The sequence below is a fragment of the Serratia sp. K1WW1 genome (assembly GCF_055790865.1).
This window is the reverse complement of sequence record NZ_CM147697.1, coordinates 1,601,659-1,624,206: the sequence shown is the minus strand read 5'-3', so window position 1 is coordinate 1,624,206 and position 22,548 is coordinate 1,601,659. Positions and strand designations below refer to the sequence as shown.

Below are 22,548 nucleotides of genomic sequence, written 5' to 3'. Positions count from 1 at the left end.
GCAAACGGGAGTCGCAGCTTGAACAGGTTCAGTATTCTCTGATGAGCCAGAAATTAAAACGGCTATAAATCTTCCAAGATTATTGGCCACAAAATAAGAATCAACGCAATTGCAGATTTATATGTAAGCAATTGAATCAATTAAACTTACAAAACAAAAAAGCATTTTATACCAATTAGAATTTATTTTAAAAATTTTATGCTAGGATAAAAATCATGATCAATTGCAGCACAAAATTTAGCTATTCTTGATTTTGCGGTTTTTATATCCGACAAAGTGAAATTATTTAGTCAAAAACTCCATTTTGTTACAAAGTGGAAACCCTAAGATCAGGATATCAAACGTATTGTTTTATATGAGTATGAACATAGAATTGTCTTACCAACGGATAGGCTCTCTACCTAATAACAGGAGTTTTAGGAAATGGATAGGAAAAAACTATTTGGCTTCTGGGTTGAGCCGGATCTGCAAATCGATGTTAAGCATAACAGGATAGTTCGTCTCAGCACGGACAAACCTAGCGCCAACTTCTCCTGTGCGATCGTCTCGTTAAAAGAAGTGACGATGGCCATACTCACCTATTTACTCAAGCATGCCGGGGACAAGTATGTCAGCCGTCAGGAATTGCTGAGCGAGGTCATTGGCAAGATGAACTATTCCTCTTCCAACCAATTCCTGTGGCAAGAACTCAAAGAACTTAAGTCAAAACTGGCGTTATTGGGTATTTCAGAAGAGATTATCATTACATCCAGAAGCAAAGGCGTCAGTATTTCAAGGGCCGATATAAAAACGCTTTACTATTAAAAACGGTCTAATAAGCAATAAACTCAGCCAAGAGTCCGATTATCACCTTGCAGTTAAAAACAGTAAGCCAGGTTAATATTAACCTTGGTTCCTATTGTACCCACTGCCAGAACTGTATCCTTGAGGAAGAAATGAAGTATAAGCCAGCAATCAATATTTATGGGGTTGACTCATTTTTTAAATATGGAGTAGAAAGCGTCTTGGCCGATATTCCGCTACGCATGCCTTTGGAGCCAGGGCAGGCAATACCTCAAATCGACATATGGATAATCAGCCAGAAGTGCCTGACCGACGTGCTGCCTTTTGTTAACCGACCAAAACCAAAGACACCCAGCATCGTTTTTTGTTCTGAACGCTGCCAGCGTTTGTTACAAGGTACCCCTACCGACTGGAGCGTTTGCCTGTTCGATCTGGATATAACCATCACCAGATTAAAACAAGAATTACAAAAAAAATTATCGATGCTGTTCTTAATGGGCAGATTTGATATAAACAGCCCCCCAATATTGAACTTATCTGAAATGGAAAGGGAAACGGTGCGGCATTTATCGATGGGCCATAGCCCACACCGGGTTGCACAGTTGACCCACAAAAGCGTTAAAACAATTAGTACCCACAAGCGTAATTCAATGAAACGGCTGGGCGTACTCAGCAATCAGGAATTGATGATGAAGGTTAAAATCCTCGGGCTGCACTGAAGCGTGTAAATCCGTCATTTAAACCAAGCCAGATAATTTAACCGCTCGTTAAAGGTAGCCGTATTAATGGGCGACAGGTTTGAACGTAGCTTTACGTTTAAAAAAGGAGGCGTGACGAATTAATAAGCCACTTATTGTTCGCTACAACCTACTTACACACCAAGTATTACCATGATGGTAACGATACTCGATCTATAAAGGACGTTTTAAAGATGAAAAAAACAATTGTTAGTCTTTCTCTGCTGGCTGCACTGGGTTTGGCTACTTCTGTACAGGCTGCCTCAACCGGTACCATTACGTTTAATGGCCTGCTGACTGACAGCACCTGTGACGTGGACATCGAAGGCCAGGGCGCAGATGCCACCATCATTCTGCCCACCGTTAGCGTAACCGAACTGACCAGCGCTGGTGACACCACCGGCCGTGCCTCTTTCAAGATGAACATCTCCAAATGTGTGATCGGTACTGCAGGTGGCCATTCCAAGGTTTCGGCGTTCTTCCAGCCGGGCAATACGGTAGACCTGGGCACTGGGCGCCTGAAAAACGTTGGCGGTAGCGCCACCAAGGTTGATCTGCAATTACTGGACGTGTCTGGCAACTATAAAGTCATCGACATCGGTAGCACCAACCAGGTCAACGATATGACTTATATCGATATCGATCAGGCCAAGGGTACCGCGCTGTTGCCGTACGCCGTTGAATATTATGCCAATGGCCAAACTACGCCGGGTACCGTGACCAGTAGCGTAGTTTATAACCTGCAATACAAATAATGTTTTGATTTATCAGGGAGGGCAACCTCCCTGTTCATTGTTCAAGGATAGTGCATTTATGTTCAGCAAATCATTCCCGTTAACACTCTGGGCCGCCTTATGCTTTCTTCTGATTTCCCCGCTGCCTGGCTCGGCCAGTATTGTGGTCAATGGGACCCGCGTGGTTTATCCAGGGAATGACAAGGAAATGACCGTTAAATTATCGAATGTCGGACAGGCTCCCATGTTGGTACAAAGCTGGATTGATACCGGCGACTCCGATGCCAAACCGGAAAAAATCCGCGTACCCTTTATTCTGACGCCGCCCATTAACCGCATCGATCCCAATAAAAGCCAGACGCTGCGCCTGAGTTATACCGCATCTCCTGCGCTGCCTGAAAATAAAGAATCCGTGTATTGGCTTAACGTATTGGAAATTCCACCAGTAAAGGAAAATATCGCGCCCAATCGCCTGCAGGTCGCCTTCCGTACCCGGATAAAAATCTTCTATCGTCCCGCTGCCATTGCCGATAACACCAAAGCGGCCGACGCCGCCGAAAAATTGGTTTGGTCATTTAGCAACGGAAAACTTCAGGCAGCCAACTCCTCGCCCTATTACGTTTCGTTAGTCTCGGTGGTTGTGCATCAAGGGGGAAATACGTTCTCTACGGAGGGCGAGATGGTGCCTCCTGGCGGCGTTGAACATTTCACACTGAAAGACGCGCGTACTTTACCTGCGGGAACTGCAATTTCTTACGAATACGTTAACGACTGGGGGGCGGTTAAAACAGTGAAGGCTGTTCTTTAATCCGTCGTTTTATTTGGGATAAATATAAACAGGGTTGTTTATCTACTATGCGTCATCCATTCCATTATTCTCTATTGGCTACCATGGTAATGTTGGCCGTCATGCCTGCGGCCCATGCCACAGAAGATACGCCAGCGATTTTGCGCAACGATGCTCCTACGGGAACGGGCGTGCGTTTCGACCCGATATTTCTAAGCTCGTCTGAGGCAGAGGCGGTTGATTTATCCCGTTTTGAACACGGCGCGGCCGCTTCACCAGGCACCTACCCGGCCGATATATTTGTTAACGGCGAATTGGCGACGCACGAAAAGGTGTTGTTTGTCGAGCAGGCGGATAAGCAAGTCTTACCTTGCTTGTCACCAGCCATCCTGAAAAAAATCAACTTTAACTACAGCCAGCTGCCAACCTCTTTTACCGAGGCACTACGCAATGAACAAAGTTGCTATCCACTCACCCACCTGATCCCACAGGCTCAGGTGGCGTTCGACTCAGGGTTACAGCGCCTGGATATCAGCATCCCGCAAGCAATGATGCAAAATATCGCGCGCGGCTATGTCAGCCCTGAGCTGTGGGATAAGGGCATTCCTGCGTTGCTGTTAGGATACAACACCAACGTCTATACCACGCACTCACGTGGAGAAACCAGTAACTCGGTCTACACCGGGATAAATGCAGGCATCAATATCGGTGCCTGGTATTTCCGCCACGACGGGAATTATAACTGGCAGCAGAGGATCGGCGGGCAATACCAGTCGATTAACAACTATGTCGAACGCGATATTCCGGCGATCTTGGGCCGCGTGCGCCTAGGGGAAACCAGCACCAAAGGACAGGTGTTTGATACTCTGCCATTCAGAGGGATTGAACTAGTCAACGACGATCGCATGCTGGCCCCTTCCCTGCGCGGTTATGCCCCCAATATCCGTGGGATCGCGCGAACCAATGCGCGGGTAACCGTGCGCCAGAATAGTCTGGTTATTTATGAGACCACGGTATCGCCGGGGGCCTTTGTGATTGACGACCTGTACCCAACCGGCTTTGGCGGCAATCTGGACGTAACGGTGAAGGAAGCAGACGGCAGTGTGCAGAACTTCCAGGTTCCTTATGCCTCAGTCGCCCAGTTGTTACGCCCAGGAACCCACCACTACGATGTGGTAGCGGGTAAACTCAATGATATCTCGCTGTCCACAAACCCCACTCTGATCCAGGCCACTTACCAACGCGGGCTGACCAATACCCTGACTGGCTACGGCGGCCTGCAGGCAAGTAATGATTATTATGCACTGCAATTGGGGGCGGCATTGAGCACCTCCATTGGCGCGTTCTCTGCCGATGTCAGCCAGGCTCGAGTCCATCTGGAAAGCACCAAAGAGCGGATGAATAGCGGGCAGAGCTTCCAGTTGAGCTATAGCAAGTTCTTGCCAGCAACCAACAGCAACCTGACCATCGCCGCCTATCGTTATTCAACCTCAGGCTATTACGACTATATGACCGCCATGCGGGCGATCGATGCCGAGCAACACGGCCAGTCGGCTGACAATATCTGGCGGCCACGTAACCGCTTTAATATCACCATGAATCAGGGGCTGCCAGCCGGTTGGGGACAAATGTATGTCACCGGATATACCCAGGATTACTGGAATCAAGGCAATACCGATCTTCAATATCAACTGGGCTACAGCAACGAGTATCGCGATATCAGCTACAGCCTGAGCGCTGGGCGCGTTCGCGGCATGCGAGGCAGGATGGAAACCAACTGGCTGCTTAACCTCAGCATGCCATTAGGGCGTAAAGAAAATGCCAATCTACCATCGCTGAGCGCCAGCCTGAATCACAGCACCACGGGGCAAAGTGGCCAACAAGTCGGGATTTCCGGCAGTGCCGGGGAGGACTACCAATACAACTACGGTGCCAGCGCGATGCATTATAACCAGGGTGGGGGCAGCAGCATGGCGCTCAACGGTGGTTACCGTTCAGCTTACACCCATATGACCGCCACTTACGGTGCGGGCAGACATTACCAGAATGCGTCGGCTGGACTGAGTGGCACGATGATCGCCTGGCCGCAAGGCGTCGTCATGACCCCTTATACCGGTGATACCTTCGCCGTGGTTGAAGCCAAGGGGGCGACCGGCGCCAAGGTTGGCGGCTATTCCGGGGTGCGCATCGATCCATGGGGACACGCCGCCGTACCTTATCTGAATCCGTACGAGATGAATGAAATCACCATCGATCCAAAAGGCATGCCGTACGAGGTCGAGTTGGAAAATACCAGTGACAAAGTTGCCCCACATGCAGGCGCGGTGAGCAAGGTGACGTTTAAAACCCAGCAAGGGACACCGCTGTTGATCATGGCACAACGCGCTAATGGCGAAGCGGTGCCGTTTGGGGCCGAAGTGTTCGACAGTGTGAAAAACAACATCGGCAGCGTTGGTCAAATGGGGCAAATCTACGCGCGGGTTGAAAAGCAACGGGACCAGCTTACGGTCAAGTGGGGTAGCCAACCGGGTCAATACTGCCAGCTGAATTATATTTTACCGCCTAAGCAACCAGGCTCGACCATTAAAAACATTATCCGCTTTGATTCAATCTGCCGGGAGGATTAACAATGAAAAGGTTTATTAACGGGTGGCTTGAAAGCATTCGATCGACCTTAACTAACTATAGCTTGCACGCCTTATTGGTCGTTCTGGTTGCCTACAGTTCGGCCGGTTTAGCGCTAACCTGTAAGATAAATGTGCCGGTCAGAACCGATGCCTTTCCCTTGCAGGGAGGGAATATCACCGTGGGTAACGAACTCCCCCTCGGGTCCATCATTTATCGGCAAAACATCACTTCAACCAAGGATTATGCCAAAGCGCCCCATGGTCTTTGTGATGGCACCGGCCCACATACGGACAGGCAATATATTTATCTCACCAAAATGCCGCAGTCGCTTTCCAGCTGGCAAGGGGGAACTTATTCAGGAAAAATTTACAACACCAATATCCCTGGCGTTGGCGTGGTGATCGCCAGAGGCAACACGGGTCTTAATGCCACCGCCTATCAATGGTACAGTGAAACCCGAGCCAGCATTGGTGATATACAGGTGTGGACCACCATCACGATGTTACTGATAAAAACCGGTAATATCACACCGGGTACGCTGAACGGCAGCTCCTTACCTACCGCCGTCATTCGTAACGATTACACCGTTGCCAACGGCAGCGCCGTCCTTTATTCATGGAAGCCTTACACCGTCAACTTTAGCGGCAGTTTAAGGATCATTTCTCAAACCTGTAGCGTACCGGATTATACTGTCGATCTCGGCTCCTGGGATATCTTTGATATGATGTCTAAAGGCTCCAGCGAATGGCGCGATGCCTCAATAAAAATGACCAACTGTCCAAGGTTCTACGGCTATATCAACAATGCCTTTAACACGGTGCATTTAACCGGCGCGATTTCCGGATTAAAATATACCGGTAATGCCATTGGACTAAAGCTGTCTGCATTATATGGTAACATCAACGCTGCCAACGGCATCGTCAAGTTAGAGCCATCAAACAACACTGCCAACGGCGTTGGTATCCAGCTTGCTTCGGGTAGCAAGGCTAGCAACACCCTGTTCAATCTAGGTAATGAGCAGCGGATCGCCGTTAGCAATAGTGCCAGTACCAGCCTGACTATTCCTTTGGTAGCAAGGTATATCAAAACAGAAAACAAAGTCACACCGGGCAAAGCAGACAGCAAGGTGGTATTCACCATAAATTATTATTAGCAAGCTACCCAAAGTACCTTACTAAATAAGAGTGATAATTATAATCTTTTAATGCCGCCAGCTATGGCGGCATTTTTACGAGACTGGCAAACACACCATCAGACCTTATCACCCCTGCGCTCTAATCATGATACTTATATCCCCGCAATCCTTTCTGTGGTCTAGCATATTCTATATGCTAGACTCACCGCCTTCAGATTATTCTCACCTTGAAGGAGCTTGAAATGACTAATGATTACCTGATTAACAAAACTATAGTTTACAATAGTGTAGAAGGTGTCATTTTTAAGCTGAATAAACCAGATTTAAAAATAAAGCTATCAAAACCTGGCGCCGAGTGTCTACGGATCCTGATTGATGCCAAGCATCAGATCATCTCACAAGATGCTCTTGTTAAGGATATTTGGGGACAAAAAGGAATGGTTGTCGGCCCGAATACGCTTTACCAACATATTTATATGTTAAGAAAAAATTTCGGGGCTTTAGGCATAGATAGAGAGATTATTAAAACCACGCCGCAGCTCGGATTTAATATATCCACAAACTTTACTATTGAGCGGATGGAGAATGAATTTCGATGCGCAGAAAATGCTAGCATCCCGACCCTGGTTGAGAGTTCATCCGGGTGGCATAAACTATTTTATTTCATTCCGTTTATTATTAGCCTAATCATTTTGTTGGTTAATAGCGATCGCCAACCGTTACATAATGACTCACTTTCGTATCAACATGGAAACTGTCCCCTCTATAGCTCCTCTGATAATTTATCATGGAACTATATCAATTCAAAAGCGCATAACAGAGAGCCCGCTTGTCAAAGCCCAAGCAAACATATAGTGAAGGGTTTGGCGGATGACACAATATGCCTGGTTGGCAAACAAGGCTATCTGGTAGGCCAGACCGATACCACACTATTGTACTGCACCCGCATCTGAAAGCGGAGCCGGAGTAAGGGCCCCCTCCGGCCCTTTCTGCTGCAGCAAAGTATCTGTACCTGGCCGCCGCACGTTGCCTGTTTACTCTTAGACACTATATAGATGTTAAATTAAAGCGGGATAAGACTTTACATGCACTGGGAATAATCCTATCCTTATGGGTGGCATTCATTACTCAGAGGATTGAGATGGTTGGTTACTATTTGATAGATAAAAAGATAGTTTACAATAATGACCACGGGGAAATTTTCAACCTTAATGAGCCAGAAGTAAAAGTAAAGCTTTCTAACCCTGCGGCTAAATGTTTACAGAAACTCATTGATGCCGATCATCAAATTGTCTCTCCAGATGAGCTTATCGATGACATTTGGGGACAGAAAGGCGTCATTGTAGGCTCTAATACCCTATATCAGCATATCTATATCCTGAGAAAACACCTTTGCTCACTGGGATTAGATAAAAACATTATTAAAACAACTCCGCGCTCCGGGTTCAATATCCCACAAGAATTTACTATTGAGCTATTTCAGGATGAAGTAGAGTACGTAAAAGAAGAAAACCATCAAGAACAACAGCAAGAAGTGGAAGAAAAGCCTACATTAGATATCAATGCGTCTCCCCCCCAAAAAACCAATTTATTAAAAAGATGCAGCACCTATCATTTAGTGATAGTTTCCACCCTCATCATTGTCTCATTACTTTATGTTTACAACGCTAAAAACTCGCCAATAATAAATTACTCATTGATAGGGGAATATCAAAACTGTAATATATATCAGCAAGATGAAAAATTCACCTTATTATATATCAAATCAAAAATTGATAAGTACAACATACAGTGTAATAAAGCAGGGAACCAGTCTTTGTATTATTTTGGAAACCCAGAAATTAAAAGGGAATCCATTTTCATATGTGACAATCGCATTGATGGTGATGCTAAAAGTAATTGTAAATCATATCATTGGTCTGGCTATGAAAACTAAACCCATTATTTTATCAGTAATGTTAACATGTGCCATTCTGGCCATAGTATATTATTTTCTTTACTCAGAAAATAAAACGGAAAGTATCTCTTGCGAATCTAAGCTTTATTTGAAATTTGACGTCCCAAAACCTGAAGTAGTCGCTAATTATAATATTTCAATAGATTTAAAAGGCGATAGCAACAAAGATGATGGCAGAGGTAAATTTTCAGTAACTGCAAACTATTATGATGGGGAGAAAACGTACTATATCAGGCGTGATATCATTGTCAGCTACCAAGTTGACGATAACGGGTTGTATTTTTTTAAAACCCTCTATATCAATAAATATGCCCGAGACACCATTCCTGAAAATATTGAAAAACGCCTGGTACCAGATGTTTATTCGAAAGTAAACAGTTTATCAAGCTACTCCATACGCCCGGCAGGTAAGCAAGGGTATTTTATCTATGATCCCGATATTCCGGTCTTGTACTGTAATCGGTTATAACCGGGCAACCTTTGGCAGATACACTACCCTGTTGCCCGATTTTCCGTGCCAACAGCCTGCTATCAAGGCGTAGCAAGCAGGCTAATTGGCCTTTATCGGTTATTTTTGCTCCAGTCGCTCTTCTGGCACATCGATCACTTCTTCTTCCTTGCGGTACAGGCTGATCAGTTTGAACAGCAGGCTCAGGCCGACGCCGACGATGGTCGCCAATGCCATACCTTTCAGCTCCGCTGCACCGATATGCACTTTCGCACCGCTAACGCCGATAATCAGGATCACCGAAGTCAGGATCAGGTTCTGCGCCTTGTTGTAATCCACCTTGGATTCGATCAATACGCGGATACCCGAAGCGCCAATCACGCCATACAGCAACAGAGAAACGCCGCCCATTACCGGCACAGGTACCACCTGGATCGCCGCCGCCAGCTTGCCTACGCAGGAAAGCAGAATAGCCAGAATTGCCGCGCCGCCGATCACCCAGGTGCTGTAAACCTTGGTAATGGCCATGACACCGATGTTCTCACCATAGGTGGTGTTAGGCGTAGAGCCGAAGAAGCCGGAGATCACGGTGGAAATGCCGTTGGCGAACATTGAGCGGTGCAGGCCCGGATCGCGCAGCAGGTCCTTCTTGACGATATTAGCCGTGACGACCAGGTGACCAACGTGCTCGGCAATCACCACCAAGGCCGCAGGCAGAATGGTGAAGATGGCAAACCACTCAAAGCGTGGCGTGTAGAAGGTCGGCAAGGCAAACCAGTGTGCGTCACGGATTGGCGTCAGATCCACCACGCCCATAAAGAACGACAGCGCATAGCCTACCAACACCCCGATCAGGATCGGGATAATCGCCAGGAAACCGCGGAACAGCACCGAGCCCAATACGGTAACACCCAGCGTCACCAGTGAAATAGTGATGGTCGTGCTGTCTGCAGAGGTACCTTCCGCCGGTAACAGTCCGGCCATATTGGCCGCCACGCCCGCCAGTTCCAAACCGATGACGGCAACGATTGCGCCCATCGCCGCAGGAGGGAACATCACGTCCAGCCAGCCGGTTCCGGCCTTCTTGACGATCAGCGCCACCAGGCAGAACAGCACGCCACACATGATAAAACCACCCAGTGCAACCTCATACCCCAGCGGCAACAGCAGCAACACCGGTGAAATAAACGCAAAGCTGGAGCCCAGATAGGCAGGTATCTTGCCTTTACAGATAAACAGATACAGCAATGTCCCCACGCCGTTGAACAACAGCACCGTCGCCGGGTTGATCTTGAACAGGATCGGCACCAGCACGGTAGCCCCGAACATGGCAAACAGATGCTGGAAGCTGAGTGGGATGGTCTGGAACAGCGGCGGGCGTTCACTAACGCCGATGGCGCGACGGGTCATGGGGTATTTTTCCTCTGAGTTAGTATCAGTTGTGTTAGCTTGGTGATAAATACCCAATGGATTGCCGGTGTTAGCAATCCAAAGGGCATTAAAAAGCCGACTCTCAGGTCGGCTTATTGATTATTTGGTACCAAATATCTTATCGCCTGCATCACCCAGGCCAGGCACGATGTACCCTTTGTCATTCAGACATTGATCGATCGACGCGGTATACAGCTCAACATCTGGATGCGCTTTCTCCAGCGCGGCGATCCCTTCAGGAGCGGCGACCAGCACCAACACCTTGATGCTGCTGCAACCGGCTTTCTTCAGCAGGTCGATAGTGGCGATCATCGAACCACCGGTAGCCAGCATTGGGTCAACCACCAGCGCCATGCGCTCGTCAATGTTGGAAACCAGTTTCTGGAAATAAGGGACCGGCTCCAGGGTTTCTTCATCACGATAAACCCCAACCACGCTGATACGAGCGCTCGGTACGTGCTCCAGCACCCCTTCCATCATGCCCAGACCGGCACGCAGGATTGGCACTACGGTAATTTTTTTCCCTTTAATCTGCTCAACTTCAACCGGCCCACACCAGCCTTCGATGGTAACTTTCTCTGTCACCAGATCGGCGGTCGCTTCATAGGTCAGCAAACTACCCACTTCAGAAGCCAGCTCACGAAAGCGTTTGGTGCTGATATCGTGTTCGCGCATCAGACCAAGCTTGTGCTTAACCAGCGGGTGTTTCACCTCAACGATCTTCATCATTTTTCTCCTATTAAGGTGGTTGACGGCCAAAAAAATCGCCGGATTATACCGCCTTTTGCTCCCGACGCCACTACCAATAGCCAGATCGAGATCAACAAAAGAGTGATCAACAGTATAGAAGACGAAAAGTTCGAGCGGGCTCACATGGTTCTCGCAAACGTTTGCTTGCGCTGTTAGAATTGCCGCGCCTGGTTCCGGCATCACCGCCGGAAGCACCGTTCTCAAACCGCAAACCGTCGTGGGGATCGCGCAGTGACCGACAAAACCTCTCTCAGCTATAAAGACGCAGGTGTCGATATCGATGCTGGCAACGCATTGGTAGACCGCATCAAAGGTGTAGTGAAACAGACCCGCCGCCCGGAAGTGATGGGTGGGCTGGGCGGTTTTGGCGCCCTGTGCGCGTTGCCGCAGAAATACCGCGAGCCGATACTGGTTTCCGGCACCGACGGCGTGGGCACCAAGCTGCGTCTGGCGATGGATTTAAAACGCCACGACACCATCGGTATCGATCTGGTGGCGATGTGTGTCAACGATCTGGTGGTTCAGGGCGCTGAGCCGCTGTTCTTCCTCGATTACTTCGCCACCGGCAAGCTGGATGTGGATACCGCCGCCAGCGTGATCACCGGGATTGCCGAAGGCTGTAAACAGTCCGGCTGTGCGTTAGTGGGTGGTGAGACCGCCGAAATGCCCGGCATGTACCACGGTGAAGACTATGACGTCGCCGGTTTCTGCGTGGGCGTGGTTGAGAAATCAGAAATCATCGACGGCAGCAAAGTACAGTCTGGCGATGCGCTGATCGCTCTGGGCGCTTCAGGCCCGCACTCCAACGGTTATTCGCTGGTGCGCAAGATCCTGGAAGTGAGCAAGACCGACCCCACTACCACCGACCTGGCAGGCAAACCGCTGGCAGATCATCTGCTCGAGCCGACCAAGATTTACGTCAAATCGGTACTGGAATTGATCGAGAAAGTGGAAGTACACGCGATTGCTCACCTGACCGGTGGCGGTTTCTGGGAAAACATCCCACGCGTGCTGCCAGAAGGGATGCAGGCGGTGATCGACGAATCGAGCTGGCAGTGGCCTGCCGTGTTTAGTTGGTTGCAGCAGGCGGGCAACGTGAGCCGTCATGAAATGTACCGTACCTTTAACTGCGGTGTCGGTATGGTGATCGCGCTGCCACAGGAATCGGTAGAAAAAGCCATCGCAATATTGACCGCCGCGGGTGAAAAAGCCTGGCAGATTGGTAAACTGACCGCTTCTTCTGACGAACAACAAGTGGTCATCCAGTGATGAAAAAGATTGTGGTGTTGGTCTCCGGCCAGGGGAGTAATCTCCAGGCGCTGATCGACGCCTGCCAACAGGGCCGGATCGCCGCCACTATCGTGGCGGTACTCAGCAACAACGCACAGGCTTATGGCCTGCAGCGTGCCGAAGAGGCTGGCATTGCCGCTCAAGCGCTGGATGCCAAAGCCTTTGCCGATCGCGAAGCCTTTGACGCCGCGTTGGCGCAAGCTATCGACCAATACCAACCCGATCTGGTGGTGCTGGCCGGTTATATGCGCATTCTCAGCAACGCCTTTGTGCAGCGCTATGCCGGGCGCATGCTGAATATCCACCCTTCCCTGCTGCCGAAATACCCCGGGTTGCATACCCATCGCCAGGCTATCGACAACGGCGACGCCGAACATGGCACTTCGGTGCATTTCGTCACGGAGCAGCTTGACGGTGGCCCGGTGATCCTGCAAGCCAAGGTACCGATCTTCCCCGGTGACGAGGAAGATGAAGTCATTGAGCGGGTGCAGACCCAAGAACACACCATATACCCTCTGGTGGTGAGCTGGTTTATCGAAGGGCGGCTGGCAATGCGCGACAATGCTGCCTGGCTGGATGGTGAACGCCTGCCAGCACAAGGTTATGCCGCCGACTGAGCCGCAATTTAACCGCAAGCTAAACGGTGCCTTTCACGGTGCCGTTTTTTTTCGCCTTCAATCAGCTCCTGAGGTTATACTTTTGCCAGATTAATAATACCGAGGAGAATGTATGTCGAGCACCACCAACGTCAGGCTACGCCCGCTGGAGCGGGAAGATCTGGCGTTTGTTCACCAGATGGATAACAACGCCAGCGTCATGCGCTACTGGTTCGAAGAACCTTATGAAGCCTTTGTCGAGCTTTCCGATCTGTACGATAAACACATTCACGACCAGAGCGAACGGCGTTTTATCATCGAGCATGAAGGGGCCAAGGTCGGGCTGGTTGAACTGGTAGAGATCGACCATATTCACCGCCGCGCCGAATTCCAGATCATCATCGATCCGGCGCATCAGGGCAAAGGCTACGCCAGCACCGCCGCCAAACTGGCGATGGACTACGGCTTCTCGGTACTTAACCTGTATAAACTGTATTTGATCGTCGATAAAGAAAACCCGAAGGCGATCCATATTTACAGCAAGCTGGGCTTTGAGGTGGAAGGCGAACTGATTGACGAATTCTTCGTTAGCGGCGCATACCGCACCGTGCTGCGCATGTGCATTTTCCAGCCGCAGTATTTGGCGAAGTTCAAGACTGCCCAGCCTGGCGATAGGCCATTGGTTAAATAACAGCAAACCGGGGAGATATGCCTCTCCCCGAAAGATCCAAACTTACTTCGCGCCCAGATAATCCCATTTCCCCACTTCCACACCCTGATTACGCAGGATGTTGTAGGCGGTGGTCAGGTGGAAATAAAAGTTGGGGATGGCGAAAGTCAGCAGGAAATCTTGCGCGGTGAAGTGAAAATCACGCGTTTTACTTTTTATCTCAATATTGCGGCCATCGGCCTCGGCGAAATCGGCCGCCTGGAAGCCCTGCACATAGGCGATAGTTTTTTCGATACGCTGGTGCAGCTCGGCAAAGCTGGCTTCGTTATCCGGCATGGACGGCACTTCCTGCCCGGCTAATCTGGCCACTGCGCCTTTGGCAGCATCGCTGGCAATCTGTACCTGCCGCAGTAGTGGAAACATATCTGGCGCCAGTCGGGCTTCTAACAGCACGCTTTCAGCCTGCTGCTTCTGCTGCAAGAACTGCTCACCTTTTTTCAGTAACGCCGACAGGATCTGCAAACCACGGACAAACTGCAATGGGGAATGGGCATAAATCGATAAAGACATACAACCTCCAGATGTGAGTGACCAGCCATCTTACGCCGGTTGCCAGAGTAATGTCGTTGAGTTGTTTGACAGGTTGTGTCCGCGCCCAATATTCATGCAAAAATCAATTTAGCCTTAATAATCACACAAATAAACAATTTACCTGGCCACTTCAGATTATCCTTGGTTGGTCAACCGAGTGGTGAAATAGGCGGCAATATTAGGTATCATTCCGAGCACTACGGATAGCCTTACAGGAACCGTCACGCTGGCTGCCGCCTGGCATCCCGCACTTTCGCGGCGAATGGACTTCAAACGGCCTGAAAAACATGCGTAATTACAACTTATTATGGTGTATATGGGGATTATGGACGCTGTCCATCGTTCTCTGGCTGACAGGGATCAGCTTCACCGGTATCTACATAAAACGCGCGTTGCTGGCCGCCTTGGTCCTGGCACTGTTGGCAACGCTGGCGTTTATCTACAAAATAACAAGGACGAATCAAATGCTGTCATTCAATAAGAAAAATAAAGCCGTTAATGAGGAAAAAGCGCAGGAGCTGATCGATCAGCCCGTGCCTCAGCCGGCTGCTCACTCTGAGCCAAACACCCTGCCTGAAGTTGCCGACGCCATCAAGCCAATCCGTGCCAAGAAAGACACCTTTATCTCCAATGGTGCACTGTTCACCGGCGTGATCGAAGGCGATGGCAATATCATTGTCGAAGGTCGGGTTGAGGGAAACATCATTTGCAGCCACATGGTGCGCATTGAAACCAGCGGCCATGTCAAAGGCGAGATCCGTGCCCAGCAGATCATGATCAATGGCCCGGTTGAAGGCCGTTGCTTCGCCGACTCGCTGTCAATCCAGCCCAAGGGCAGCATGCGCGGGGATATTTTCGCCGACGAAATCTCCATCGAGAAAGGCGGCCTGTTTATTGGCCAGTCGCAGCTGATGCAAAAAACGCCTTCTCAGACCCAGCCCGCTCAGGCCAAAGTGACCGCACTGAAAAAGGTTGAACCTGAACAGCAGGAACAACCCGCCCCGCAGCCGAGCAAACAGGCCAATTAAGCTCCTCGCCCGTCAACCATAGCGGCCAGTGATGTAATCCTCTGTGCGGCGTTGGCGTGGCGAAGTGAAAATCGCGTCGGTATCGTTATATTCCACCAGCGTCCCCTGGTGGATAAACGCCGTATAGTCGGAAACCCGCGCGGCCTGCTGCATGTTGTGGGTCACCAGCACCACGCTGTAGCGCTGTTTCAGCACCGAAATCAGCTCCTCGATGGTTAAGGTAGAAATCGGATCCAGCGCAGAGGTCGGCTCATCGAGCAGCAACACTTCCGGTTCAACCGCAATCGCCCGTGCAATCACCAACCGTTGTTGTTGACCACTGGATAGGCGGAACGCATTTTCCCGTAACCGATCTTTCACCTCGTGCCACAACGCGGCGGCACGCAAGGATCGCTCTACGGCTTCATCCAGAATACGCCTGTCACGGACGCCCTGTAAGCGCAGGCCGTAAACCACGTTTTCGTAGATCGATTTCGGGAACGGGTTGGGCCGCTGGAATACCATGCCCACGCGCCGCCGCAAAGCGGCAACGTCAATCTGCGGGCCGGAAATGGTTTCGCCATTAAGCTGCAGTTCGCCATCAATCCGGCAGCGATCCACCAGATCGTTCATCCGGTTAAAGCAGCGCAACAGCGTCGACTTGCCGCAGCCAGAAGGGCCGATCAGCGCCGTCACCCGGTGTTTGGGAATGCGCAGGGAAATATTGTGCAGCACCTGCTTGCCACCATAAAACAGATCCAGGCCGTTGACCGCCAGCGCGGTATGCTCATCGGCCAACTGCTGGACATCCAGACGGGGTAGGCTGCCCGGCGTTATCAGACTCATTTGGCACTCCCCAATAGATTCAACCTTGTTACTGCGACCATGCTTTATACCGCTCCCTTAACGAATGCCGGATGCCCATGGCCGTCAGGTTCAACCCGACAACAATGACCACCAGCAGGAATGCCGTGGCAAACACCAGTGGCCGCGCCGCTTCTACGCTGGGGCTCTGAAATGCCATATCGTAAATCTGGAAGCTCAGGTGCATGAATTTACGTTCCAGGTGCAAATAGGGGAAAATATCGTCCACCGGCAACACCGGTACCGATTTCACCACGCCAACCAGCATCAGCGGTGCCGTTTCCCCCGCCGCTCGTGCTACGGCCAGGATCAGGCCGGTCATCATCGCCGGTGCCGCCATCGGCAGCACGATCCGCCAGAGGGTTTCTGCCCGGGTGGCTCCCAGAGCCAATGATCCCTGGCGCAAAGAAACGGGAATACGCGACAACCCTTCTTCAGTGGCAACGATCACCACCGGCAAGGTCAGCAGTGCCAAGGTCAATGCGGCCCACAGCACGCCCGGTGTGCCGAACGTCGGGTTCGGCAAGGAGTCGGCGTAAAACAGCCGATCGAGCGAGCCGCCCACCATATAGACAAAGAACCCCAGACCAAATACCCCGTAGACAATCGACGGCACCCCCGCCAGATTCACTACCGAGATGCGGATCAGCCGCGTCAGCAGATTATTACCGGCATACTCATGCAGATAGACGGCGGCAATCACGCCAAACGGCATCACCACGATCGACATCAGGATCACCATCAACACGGTACCAAAGATCGCCGGGAACACGCCCCCTTCGGTATTGGCTTCCCGTGGGCTGTCGGTCAGGAATTTTTGTACTTGCTTGGTCCAATGCGCCAGCTTCTGCCCGCTGCTCATGTCATTGGGATACCAGGCATCGCGCACCTGACTCAGGGGAATGGTGTGAACCTGCCCGTGCATGTCGCGCAGCAGCAAGGCATCACGCTGGCGATCGCGCTCCAACCCTTGCAGTTTGCCTGCAAGCTGGCGGTATTGGCGTTGCAACTCCTGCCGTTCGGCACGGATAGAGGCTTGCCAGCGCGCATCCAGCTTATTCTCACGTTGCAGGCTCTTTTCATGCAGGCGTAAATGTTCAAACTGTTCGTTAATCCGCGCCATGTCGCGGAACTGGATATCACGCGCCTGTCGCGTCAGCGCCGCAATCTGCGGCAAGCGCTGTTGCAACGCCTGGCTCAGATCGCTGCCGGTCAATGGTTGGCCATCTTCCAGTAAACCCGCCAGGTAGCCGTACGCGGTGCCGTTGCTGTTACGCTCCAACACTAATAAATCGCGTGGGGTGGTCATTCTACTGACGTCACTGGCCAGCAAAGTACGGAAATCCTGCCCTTCGCTTTCCCGGTTCCCCACTTTGATCAGGTAGCGGGTAAAGCTTTGCGCTTCCCCTGGCGGCAACGCAACACCGGCGTCTTGCAATTGCTGGCGCGAAATCGTCTGCCGTTGATATAGCTCGCCCACTACCGATACCGGGCCTGCGGCCGTCTGATTCAGCTCGAACTGATAGACTGGGCTAGGCCAGAAATACCGCGTCCCCTGCCCGGCCAGCAGCAGTAAAATGCCGATCAGCGCCAACAGGCTGATGGCCACCGATGCCGCCGTCAGCCAGATCCACGGGGAGCCGCTTTTCACCCAGCTTCTCATGGTGTCTCCTGATTCAGCGTATAGCGCTTACGCAAGCGTAAGCGTACCGCCTCCGCCAGCGTGTTAAACACAAAGGTAAAGATGAACAGTACCAGCGCGGTCAGGAACAGCACCCGATAATGGCTGCTGCCCGTGACGGCCTCTGGCATTTCGATCGCGATATTGGCCGCCATCGCCCGTAAGCCCTGGAACAGGCTGCCGTCGATCAGCGGCGTGTTGCCGGTGGCCATCAGCACGATCATGGTTTCCCCCACCGCGCGGCCAAAACCGATCATCAGCGCAGAGAAAATACCGGCGCTGGCGGAAGGCAACACTACGCGTAATACGGTTTGCCACTGGGTAGCCCCCAGGGCCAACGAACCCCGGCTAAGCGAGGCTGGCACGCTGAACAACGCATCCTCTGCCAGCGAAAAGATGATCGGCACCAGTGCGAAGCCCATCGCCACGCCCACCACCAACGTATTGCGCTGATCGAAGTCCTCTCCCAACCAGAAATGCAGCGGCTCACCAAACAGCTTAAGCTCCAGCCAAGGCCCTACGGCAAGCGCCAGCCAAACCGTTAGCACCACTACAGGTAACAGCAACAGTAAATCCCAACCTGGTGACCAAGGCCGCGTCGTAAATCGGTTAACCAGCCAACTGCATAACAGCACGACCCCGGCCAACAAGAACGGCAAGGCCAACACGGCCAGCAGATAACGCTCGATCATCGGCGCCAGCCAGATACCGGCCACCAGCCCAATCACCACCGTTGGTAACGCGCCCATCACCTCGACCGCCGGTTTGACGACCCGCCTTAACCCTGCCGACATAAAGCAGGCGGTATAGATCGCCCCGGCTAGCGCCAGCGGGATGGCGAATAACATGGAGTACGCTGCCGCCTTGAAGGTGCCGAAGATCACCGGCATCAGGCTGAATTTAGCCTGGTAGCTATCTTCACCCGAAGTGGATTGCCACACATACGCCGGTTCAGGGTAGTTCTCATACCACAGCCGCTGCCACAGCGAACGCCAGGTAACGTCTGGATAGAGATTATCCACGGCGTAATGCTGCCAACCCTGGGCAGTTTCCAGCAACAGACCGTCGCCACGTGGGGCAAACGCCATCTGTTGTACGTTGACGGGGAGCTTGTCCTTCAGCAACGGCTTGGACTGGATACTGGAAAACAAGGCGAACTCGCCCTGCGGCTGCAAGGTTGCGAAGACCCGCCGATACGGCTCGGCCACCAACAACTCCTGCGTGGTAGTCTGATGGGCAAATTGCTGTATCGGTGCTAACTGGTAGCGCTGGTTTTTCTCCACGTCAAACCATTCACGCAGGCTACCGTCGCCAGCCTGGATCAATAATGCGCTCCCTCCTGGCAACGCCGTCAGACGGTAGGGAGGATGTTCACCCAGGGTTCGCGTCTCTCGCAGTTGCGGCTGTGTCCCTTCAATCTGATAACGGGCCAGTTGGTTGCCGGTTAACAGATAAAGCTGGCGGCCATCCGGCGTTAGCAACAGTTGTTGTGGCGCGGCGGCCAAAGGGATTTCCGTGGGTTGGCCCTGAAGCGTCGGGTTGAAACGCCCAAACAGCAGCCGGTTGTCGTCCGTTACCGCCGCCAGCAGGAAGTGGCCCCGGCGGGCTTGCGCCAGGCTTAGCAATGTCAGTGCATGCCCATGGGGATCAAACGCCAATAGCTCCAGCCCCAGCGGAAAACGCCACTGCGGTTCACCACCGCCCGCCGGTGCAAAATCGGCCTGGGCAACTATCAATCGGCCATCCGCCCGCGCCAGGACAAACAGGTCACGCTCTCCAACCGCCTGAGCCAATAATGTAGGCTGGCTCAATAGCGTTTGCTGTATAGGAGTATTGTTCGGTGCCTGTAACTGATAAAAATGCCCTTCCCCCTGGCGATCGATGCGATAACCAATACGCTGCTGTACGTCCATCCCGATGGCCAGCGCCGGGGAGCTGTAGCTCATTGGCAATACGCGTGAAGTGCCTAGCGAGGCCGGTTTGAACAGTGGCAAAACCGAAAGCAATAGATAGACAAAGATCAGCATCAGCGTCATCAATACCAGCAGCCCGCAGACGGTCACGGCCCCTTGTACGCCACGATCAACGTGCGCACGCAGGCGATCCCGGGGATGTTGGTTAAGCGTTGTCTGTGCCATTTGCCTGTCGTCGGTTCCGTTGTCGGGCTTGCACCCAAAGATAACCGGGCATCTTATGTCAGTTTTGTGACGTTTGCATGACAAAGTTGCCGGGAGCCATGCTGGAGGAATAACAATTTGTGGCGGGCAATACGGCGGGATAACTCCTCAGATATGTTGGACATTGTTGTCAATCTCTCGCAATAATGAAGAAGGACACTAGAGCGGTATTCGGCGATAAGTCCGATCCTTTTCTAAAATTGAACTGGAGTAGCAATGGGTCAGGAAAAGCTCTACATCGATAAAGAATTAAGCTGGTTATCCTTTAATGAACGCGTGTTGCAGGAAGCCGCAGATAAGAGCAATCCCTTGATTGAGCGCATGCGATTTCTGGGCATTTACTCCAATAACCTGGATGAATTCTATAAAGTCCGCTTTGCCGATCTGAAACGGCGCATCTTGATCAGCGAAGAACAGGGTTCAGGTGGCGCGTCACGTCATTTGCTGAAAAAAATTCAGGCCAAGGTGCTGAAGACCGATCAGGAGTTCGACAGCCTGTACAACGATCTGCTGCTGGAGATGGCGCGCAACCAGATCTTCCTGATCAACGAGCGTCAGGTGTCGGAGAACCAGCAAATCTGGCTGCGGCAATACTTCAAGCATCATTTGCGCCAGCACATCACGCCAATCCTGATCAATCACGACACCAATCTGGTGCAGTTCCTGAAGGACGATTACACCTATCTGGCGGTGGAGATCATTCGCGGTACGCGCATCGATTATGCGTTACTGGAAATTCCTTCCGACAAAGTGCCCCGTTTCGTCAATCTGCCGCCGGAAGCCCCCCGCCGCCGCAAGCCAATGATCCTGTTGGATAACATCCTGCGCTATTGCCTGGACGACATCTTCAAGGGCTTCTTCGACTATGACGCGCTCAACGCCTATTCGATGAAAATGACGCGCGATGCAGAATACGACCTGGTGACCGAAATGGAATCCAGCCTGTTGGAACTGATGTCGTCGAGCCTGAAACAACGCCTGACCGCTGAGCCGGTACGCTTTGTGTATCAGCGCGATATGCCCAACGAGATGGTGGAGTTGCTGCGTAACAAGCTAGGGATATCCAATTACGACTCGGTGATCGCCGGTGGCCGTTACCACAATTTTAAAGACTTCATCAGCTTCCCGAACGTCGGCAAGGCCAATCTGGTCAACCGCCCGCTACCGCGCCTGCGGCATATCTGGTTCGATAAATTCCGCAACGGCTTCGATGCCATCCGCGAAAAAGACGTGCTGCTGTACTACCCGTACCACACCTTTGAACACGTGCTGGAGCTGCTGCGTCAGGCGTCGTTCGATCCCAGCGTGCTGGCGATAAAAATCAATATTTATCGGGTAGCCAAAGACTCACGCATTATCGAATCGATGATCCATGCGGCGCATAACGGTAAGAAAGTGACCGTGGTGGTGGAGCTACAGGCACGTTTCGACGAAGAGGCCAACATCCACTGGGCCAAACGCTTGACCGAGGCCGGGGTGCACGTGATCTTCTCCGCGCCGGGGCTGAAAATTCACGCCAAACTATTCCTGATCTCGCGCCGTGAAGGCGACGATATTGTGCGCTATGCTCATATTGGTACCGGCAACTTTAACGAAAAAACCGCCCGTATCTACACCGACTACTCGCTGCTGACCGCCGATTCACGCATCACTAACGAAGTACGCCGGGTATTCAATTTTATTGAAAATCCGTACCGGCCGGTCTCCTTCGACAACCTGATGGTTTCGCCGCAGAACTCCCGCCGCATGCTGTACGATCTGATCGATCGGGAAATTGCCAACGCATTAGCCGGTGAAAACGCCGCTATTATGTTGAAAATAAATAATCTGGTGGATAAAGGGCTGGTAGATCGGTTATATACCGCTGCCGCTGCCGGCGTGAAAATCCGTCTGTTGGTGCGCGGCATGTGTTCGCTGATCCCCAACCTGCCGGGAATTAGTGACAATATTCAGGTTATCAGCATCGTCGACCGTTTTCTGGAACACGATCGGGTATACGTTTTCGAAAACAAAGGTGACAAACGGGTTTACCTCTCTTCCGCCGACTGGATGACCCGTAACATAGATTACCGTATCGAAGTGGCTGTATCGCTGCTGGATCCGGCGCTCAAGCAGCGCGTTCTGGACATTCTGGAGCTGCTGTTTAGCGATACGGTCAAGGCCCGCTATATCGATAAAGAACTGAGCAACCAGTATGTACCGCGTGGCAATCGCCGTAAGGTCCGTGCACAGGTGGCTATTTATGAGTATTTAAAAGCTCTGGAACAACCGGACAACTAGGC

The 22,548-nt window shown here is 51.5% G+C and carries 20 protein-coding genes; 14 read left to right on the top strand and 6 right to left on the bottom strand.

What is annotated here, in order from left to right; all coding sequences use genetic code 11:
- The first annotated feature begins 423 nt into the window (after positions 1–423).
- The 9 genes from ACX9GU_RS07385 (at position 424) to ACX9GU_RS07345 (ending at position 9,230) form a co-directional block, all read left to right on the top strand.
- The gene (locus tag ACX9GU_RS07385) at positions 424–804 is read left to right on the top strand and encodes a winged helix-turn-helix domain-containing protein (RefSeq protein ID WP_094982749.1); all 381 of its coding nucleotides are present in this window, start codon (positions 424–426) and stop codon (positions 802–804) included.
- 131 nt (positions 805–935) lie between these two features.
- Entirely contained in the window at positions 936–1,502 is a 567-nt protein-coding gene (locus ACX9GU_RS07380; protein ID WP_473194334.1) for a LuxR C-terminal-related transcriptional regulator, read from the top strand.
- 212 nt (positions 1,503–1,714) lie between these two features.
- Positions 1,715–2,275: a fimbrial protein gene (locus ACX9GU_RS07375; protein ID WP_021178761.1), complete on the top strand. Its 561-nt coding sequence runs from the start codon at positions 1,715–1,717 to the stop codon at positions 2,273–2,275.
- Between the two features lie 58 nt (positions 2,276–2,333).
- Positions 2,334–3,062: a fimbrial biogenesis chaperone gene (locus ACX9GU_RS07370; RefSeq protein WP_473194333.1), complete on the top strand. Its 729-nt coding sequence runs from the start codon at positions 2,334–2,336 to the stop codon at positions 3,060–3,062.
- Positions 3,063–3,109: 47 nt separating this feature from the next.
- Positions 3,110–5,668 (top strand): fimbria/pilus outer membrane usher protein, encoded by a 2,559-nt coding sequence (locus ACX9GU_RS07365; protein ID WP_473194332.1) that lies wholly within the window; start codon positions 3,110–3,112, stop codon positions 5,666–5,668.
- 2 nt (positions 5,669–5,670) lie between these two features.
- Complete coding sequence (locus ACX9GU_RS07360; RefSeq protein WP_473194331.1) at positions 5,671–6,822, top strand: fimbrial protein; 1,152 nt, start codon at positions 5,671–5,673, stop codon at positions 6,820–6,822.
- A 224-nt stretch (positions 6,823–7,046) separates the two neighbouring features.
- Positions 7,047–7,757, top strand: coding sequence for a winged helix-turn-helix domain-containing protein (locus ACX9GU_RS07355; protein WP_473194330.1), 711 nt, complete (start codon positions 7,047–7,049; stop codon positions 7,755–7,757).
- Positions 7,758–7,945: 188 nt separating this feature from the next.
- Complete coding sequence (locus ACX9GU_RS07350; protein WP_473194329.1) at positions 7,946–8,740, top strand: winged helix-turn-helix domain-containing protein; 795 nt, start codon at positions 7,946–7,948, stop codon at positions 8,738–8,740.
- The gene (locus ACX9GU_RS07345; RefSeq protein WP_473194328.1) at positions 8,730–9,230 is read left to right on the top strand and encodes a hypothetical protein; all 501 of its coding nucleotides are present in this window, start codon (positions 8,730–8,732) and stop codon (positions 9,228–9,230) included. Before ACX9GU_RS07350 ends, ACX9GU_RS07345 begins: the two co-directional genes overlap by 11 nt.
- A gap of 99 nt (positions 9,231–9,329) precedes the next feature.
- Here the strand turns inward: ACX9GU_RS07345 and uraA are convergent, their stop codons facing one another.
- Both uraA and upp read right to left on the bottom strand, forming a co-directional pair.
- On the bottom strand, positions 9,330–10,619 hold the full coding sequence (uraA, locus tag ACX9GU_RS07340; RefSeq protein ID WP_473194327.1) for a uracil permease: 1,290 nt from the start codon (positions 10,617–10,619) through the stop codon (positions 9,330–9,332).
- A gap of 120 nt (positions 10,620–10,739) precedes the next feature.
- Entirely contained in the window at positions 10,740–11,366 is a 627-nt protein-coding gene (gene upp, locus ACX9GU_RS07335) for a uracil phosphoribosyltransferase (RefSeq protein WP_024484908.1), read from the bottom strand.
- Positions 11,367–11,621: 255 nt separating this feature from the next.
- On the opposite strand from upp, the gene purM reads away from it, so the two are divergent.
- The 3 genes from purM to speG all read left to right on the top strand — a co-directional run bounded on the left by purM (position 11,622) and on the right by speG (position 13,967).
- On the top strand, positions 11,622–12,659 hold the full coding sequence (gene purM, locus ACX9GU_RS07330) for a phosphoribosylformylglycinamidine cyclo-ligase (RefSeq protein ID WP_021807122.1): 1,038 nt from the start codon (positions 11,622–11,624) through the stop codon (positions 12,657–12,659).
- Positions 12,659–13,297, top strand: coding sequence for a phosphoribosylglycinamide formyltransferase (purN, locus tag ACX9GU_RS07325; RefSeq protein ID WP_071683864.1), 639 nt, complete (start codon positions 12,659–12,661; stop codon positions 13,295–13,297). The genes purM and purN overlap by 1 nt, the downstream gene beginning before the upstream one ends.
- A 112-nt stretch (positions 13,298–13,409) precedes the next feature.
- Positions 13,410–13,967 carry a spermidine N1-acetyltransferase gene (gene speG, locus ACX9GU_RS07320; protein WP_037376386.1) on the top strand — a complete coding sequence of 186 codons (558 nt, stop codon included), beginning with the start codon at positions 13,410–13,412 and terminating at the stop codon, positions 13,965–13,967.
- A gap of 42 nt (positions 13,968–14,009) precedes the next feature.
- Here speG and ACX9GU_RS07315 read toward each other — a convergent pair whose 3' ends face one another.
- The gene (locus ACX9GU_RS07315) at positions 14,010–14,516 is read right to left on the bottom strand and encodes a DUF1993 domain-containing protein (protein WP_473194326.1); all 507 of its coding nucleotides are present in this window, start codon (positions 14,514–14,516) and stop codon (positions 14,010–14,012) included.
- A gap of 308 nt (positions 14,517–14,824) precedes the next feature.
- Between ACX9GU_RS07315 and ACX9GU_RS07310 the strand changes: the two genes are divergently transcribed.
- On the top strand, positions 14,825–15,565 hold the full coding sequence (locus tag ACX9GU_RS07310; protein WP_473194325.1) for a bactofilin family protein: 741 nt from the start codon (positions 14,825–14,827) through the stop codon (positions 15,563–15,565).
- A gap of 12 nt (positions 15,566–15,577) precedes the next feature.
- On the opposite strand, the gene pstB is transcribed toward ACX9GU_RS07310, so the two are convergent.
- From pstB to ACX9GU_RS07295, 3 genes are read right to left on the bottom strand one after another with little or no spacing between them, the layout of a single operon-like run.
- Positions 15,578–16,390, bottom strand: a complete 813-nt coding sequence (gene pstB, locus ACX9GU_RS07305; RefSeq protein ID WP_473194324.1) for a phosphate ABC transporter ATP-binding protein PstB — start codon at positions 16,388–16,390, stop codon at positions 15,578–15,580.
- 28 nt (positions 16,391–16,418) lie between these two features.
- Entirely contained in the window at positions 16,419–18,071 is a 1,653-nt protein-coding gene (gene pstA / locus ACX9GU_RS07300; protein WP_473194323.1) for a phosphate ABC transporter permease PstA, read from the bottom strand.
- Entirely contained in the window at positions 18,068–20,227 is a 2,160-nt protein-coding gene (locus ACX9GU_RS07295) for an ABC transporter permease subunit (RefSeq protein WP_473194322.1), read from the bottom strand. The genes pstA and ACX9GU_RS07295 overlap by 4 nt, the downstream gene beginning before the upstream one ends.
- Before the next feature lie 255 nt (positions 20,228–20,482).
- On the opposite strand from ACX9GU_RS07295, the gene ppk1 reads away from it, so the two are divergent.
- Positions 20,483–22,546, top strand: coding sequence for a polyphosphate kinase 1 (ppk1, locus tag ACX9GU_RS07290; protein WP_065686554.1), 2,064 nt, complete (start codon positions 20,483–20,485; stop codon positions 22,544–22,546).
- The last annotated feature ends 2 nt before the right edge of the window (positions 22,547–22,548 follow it).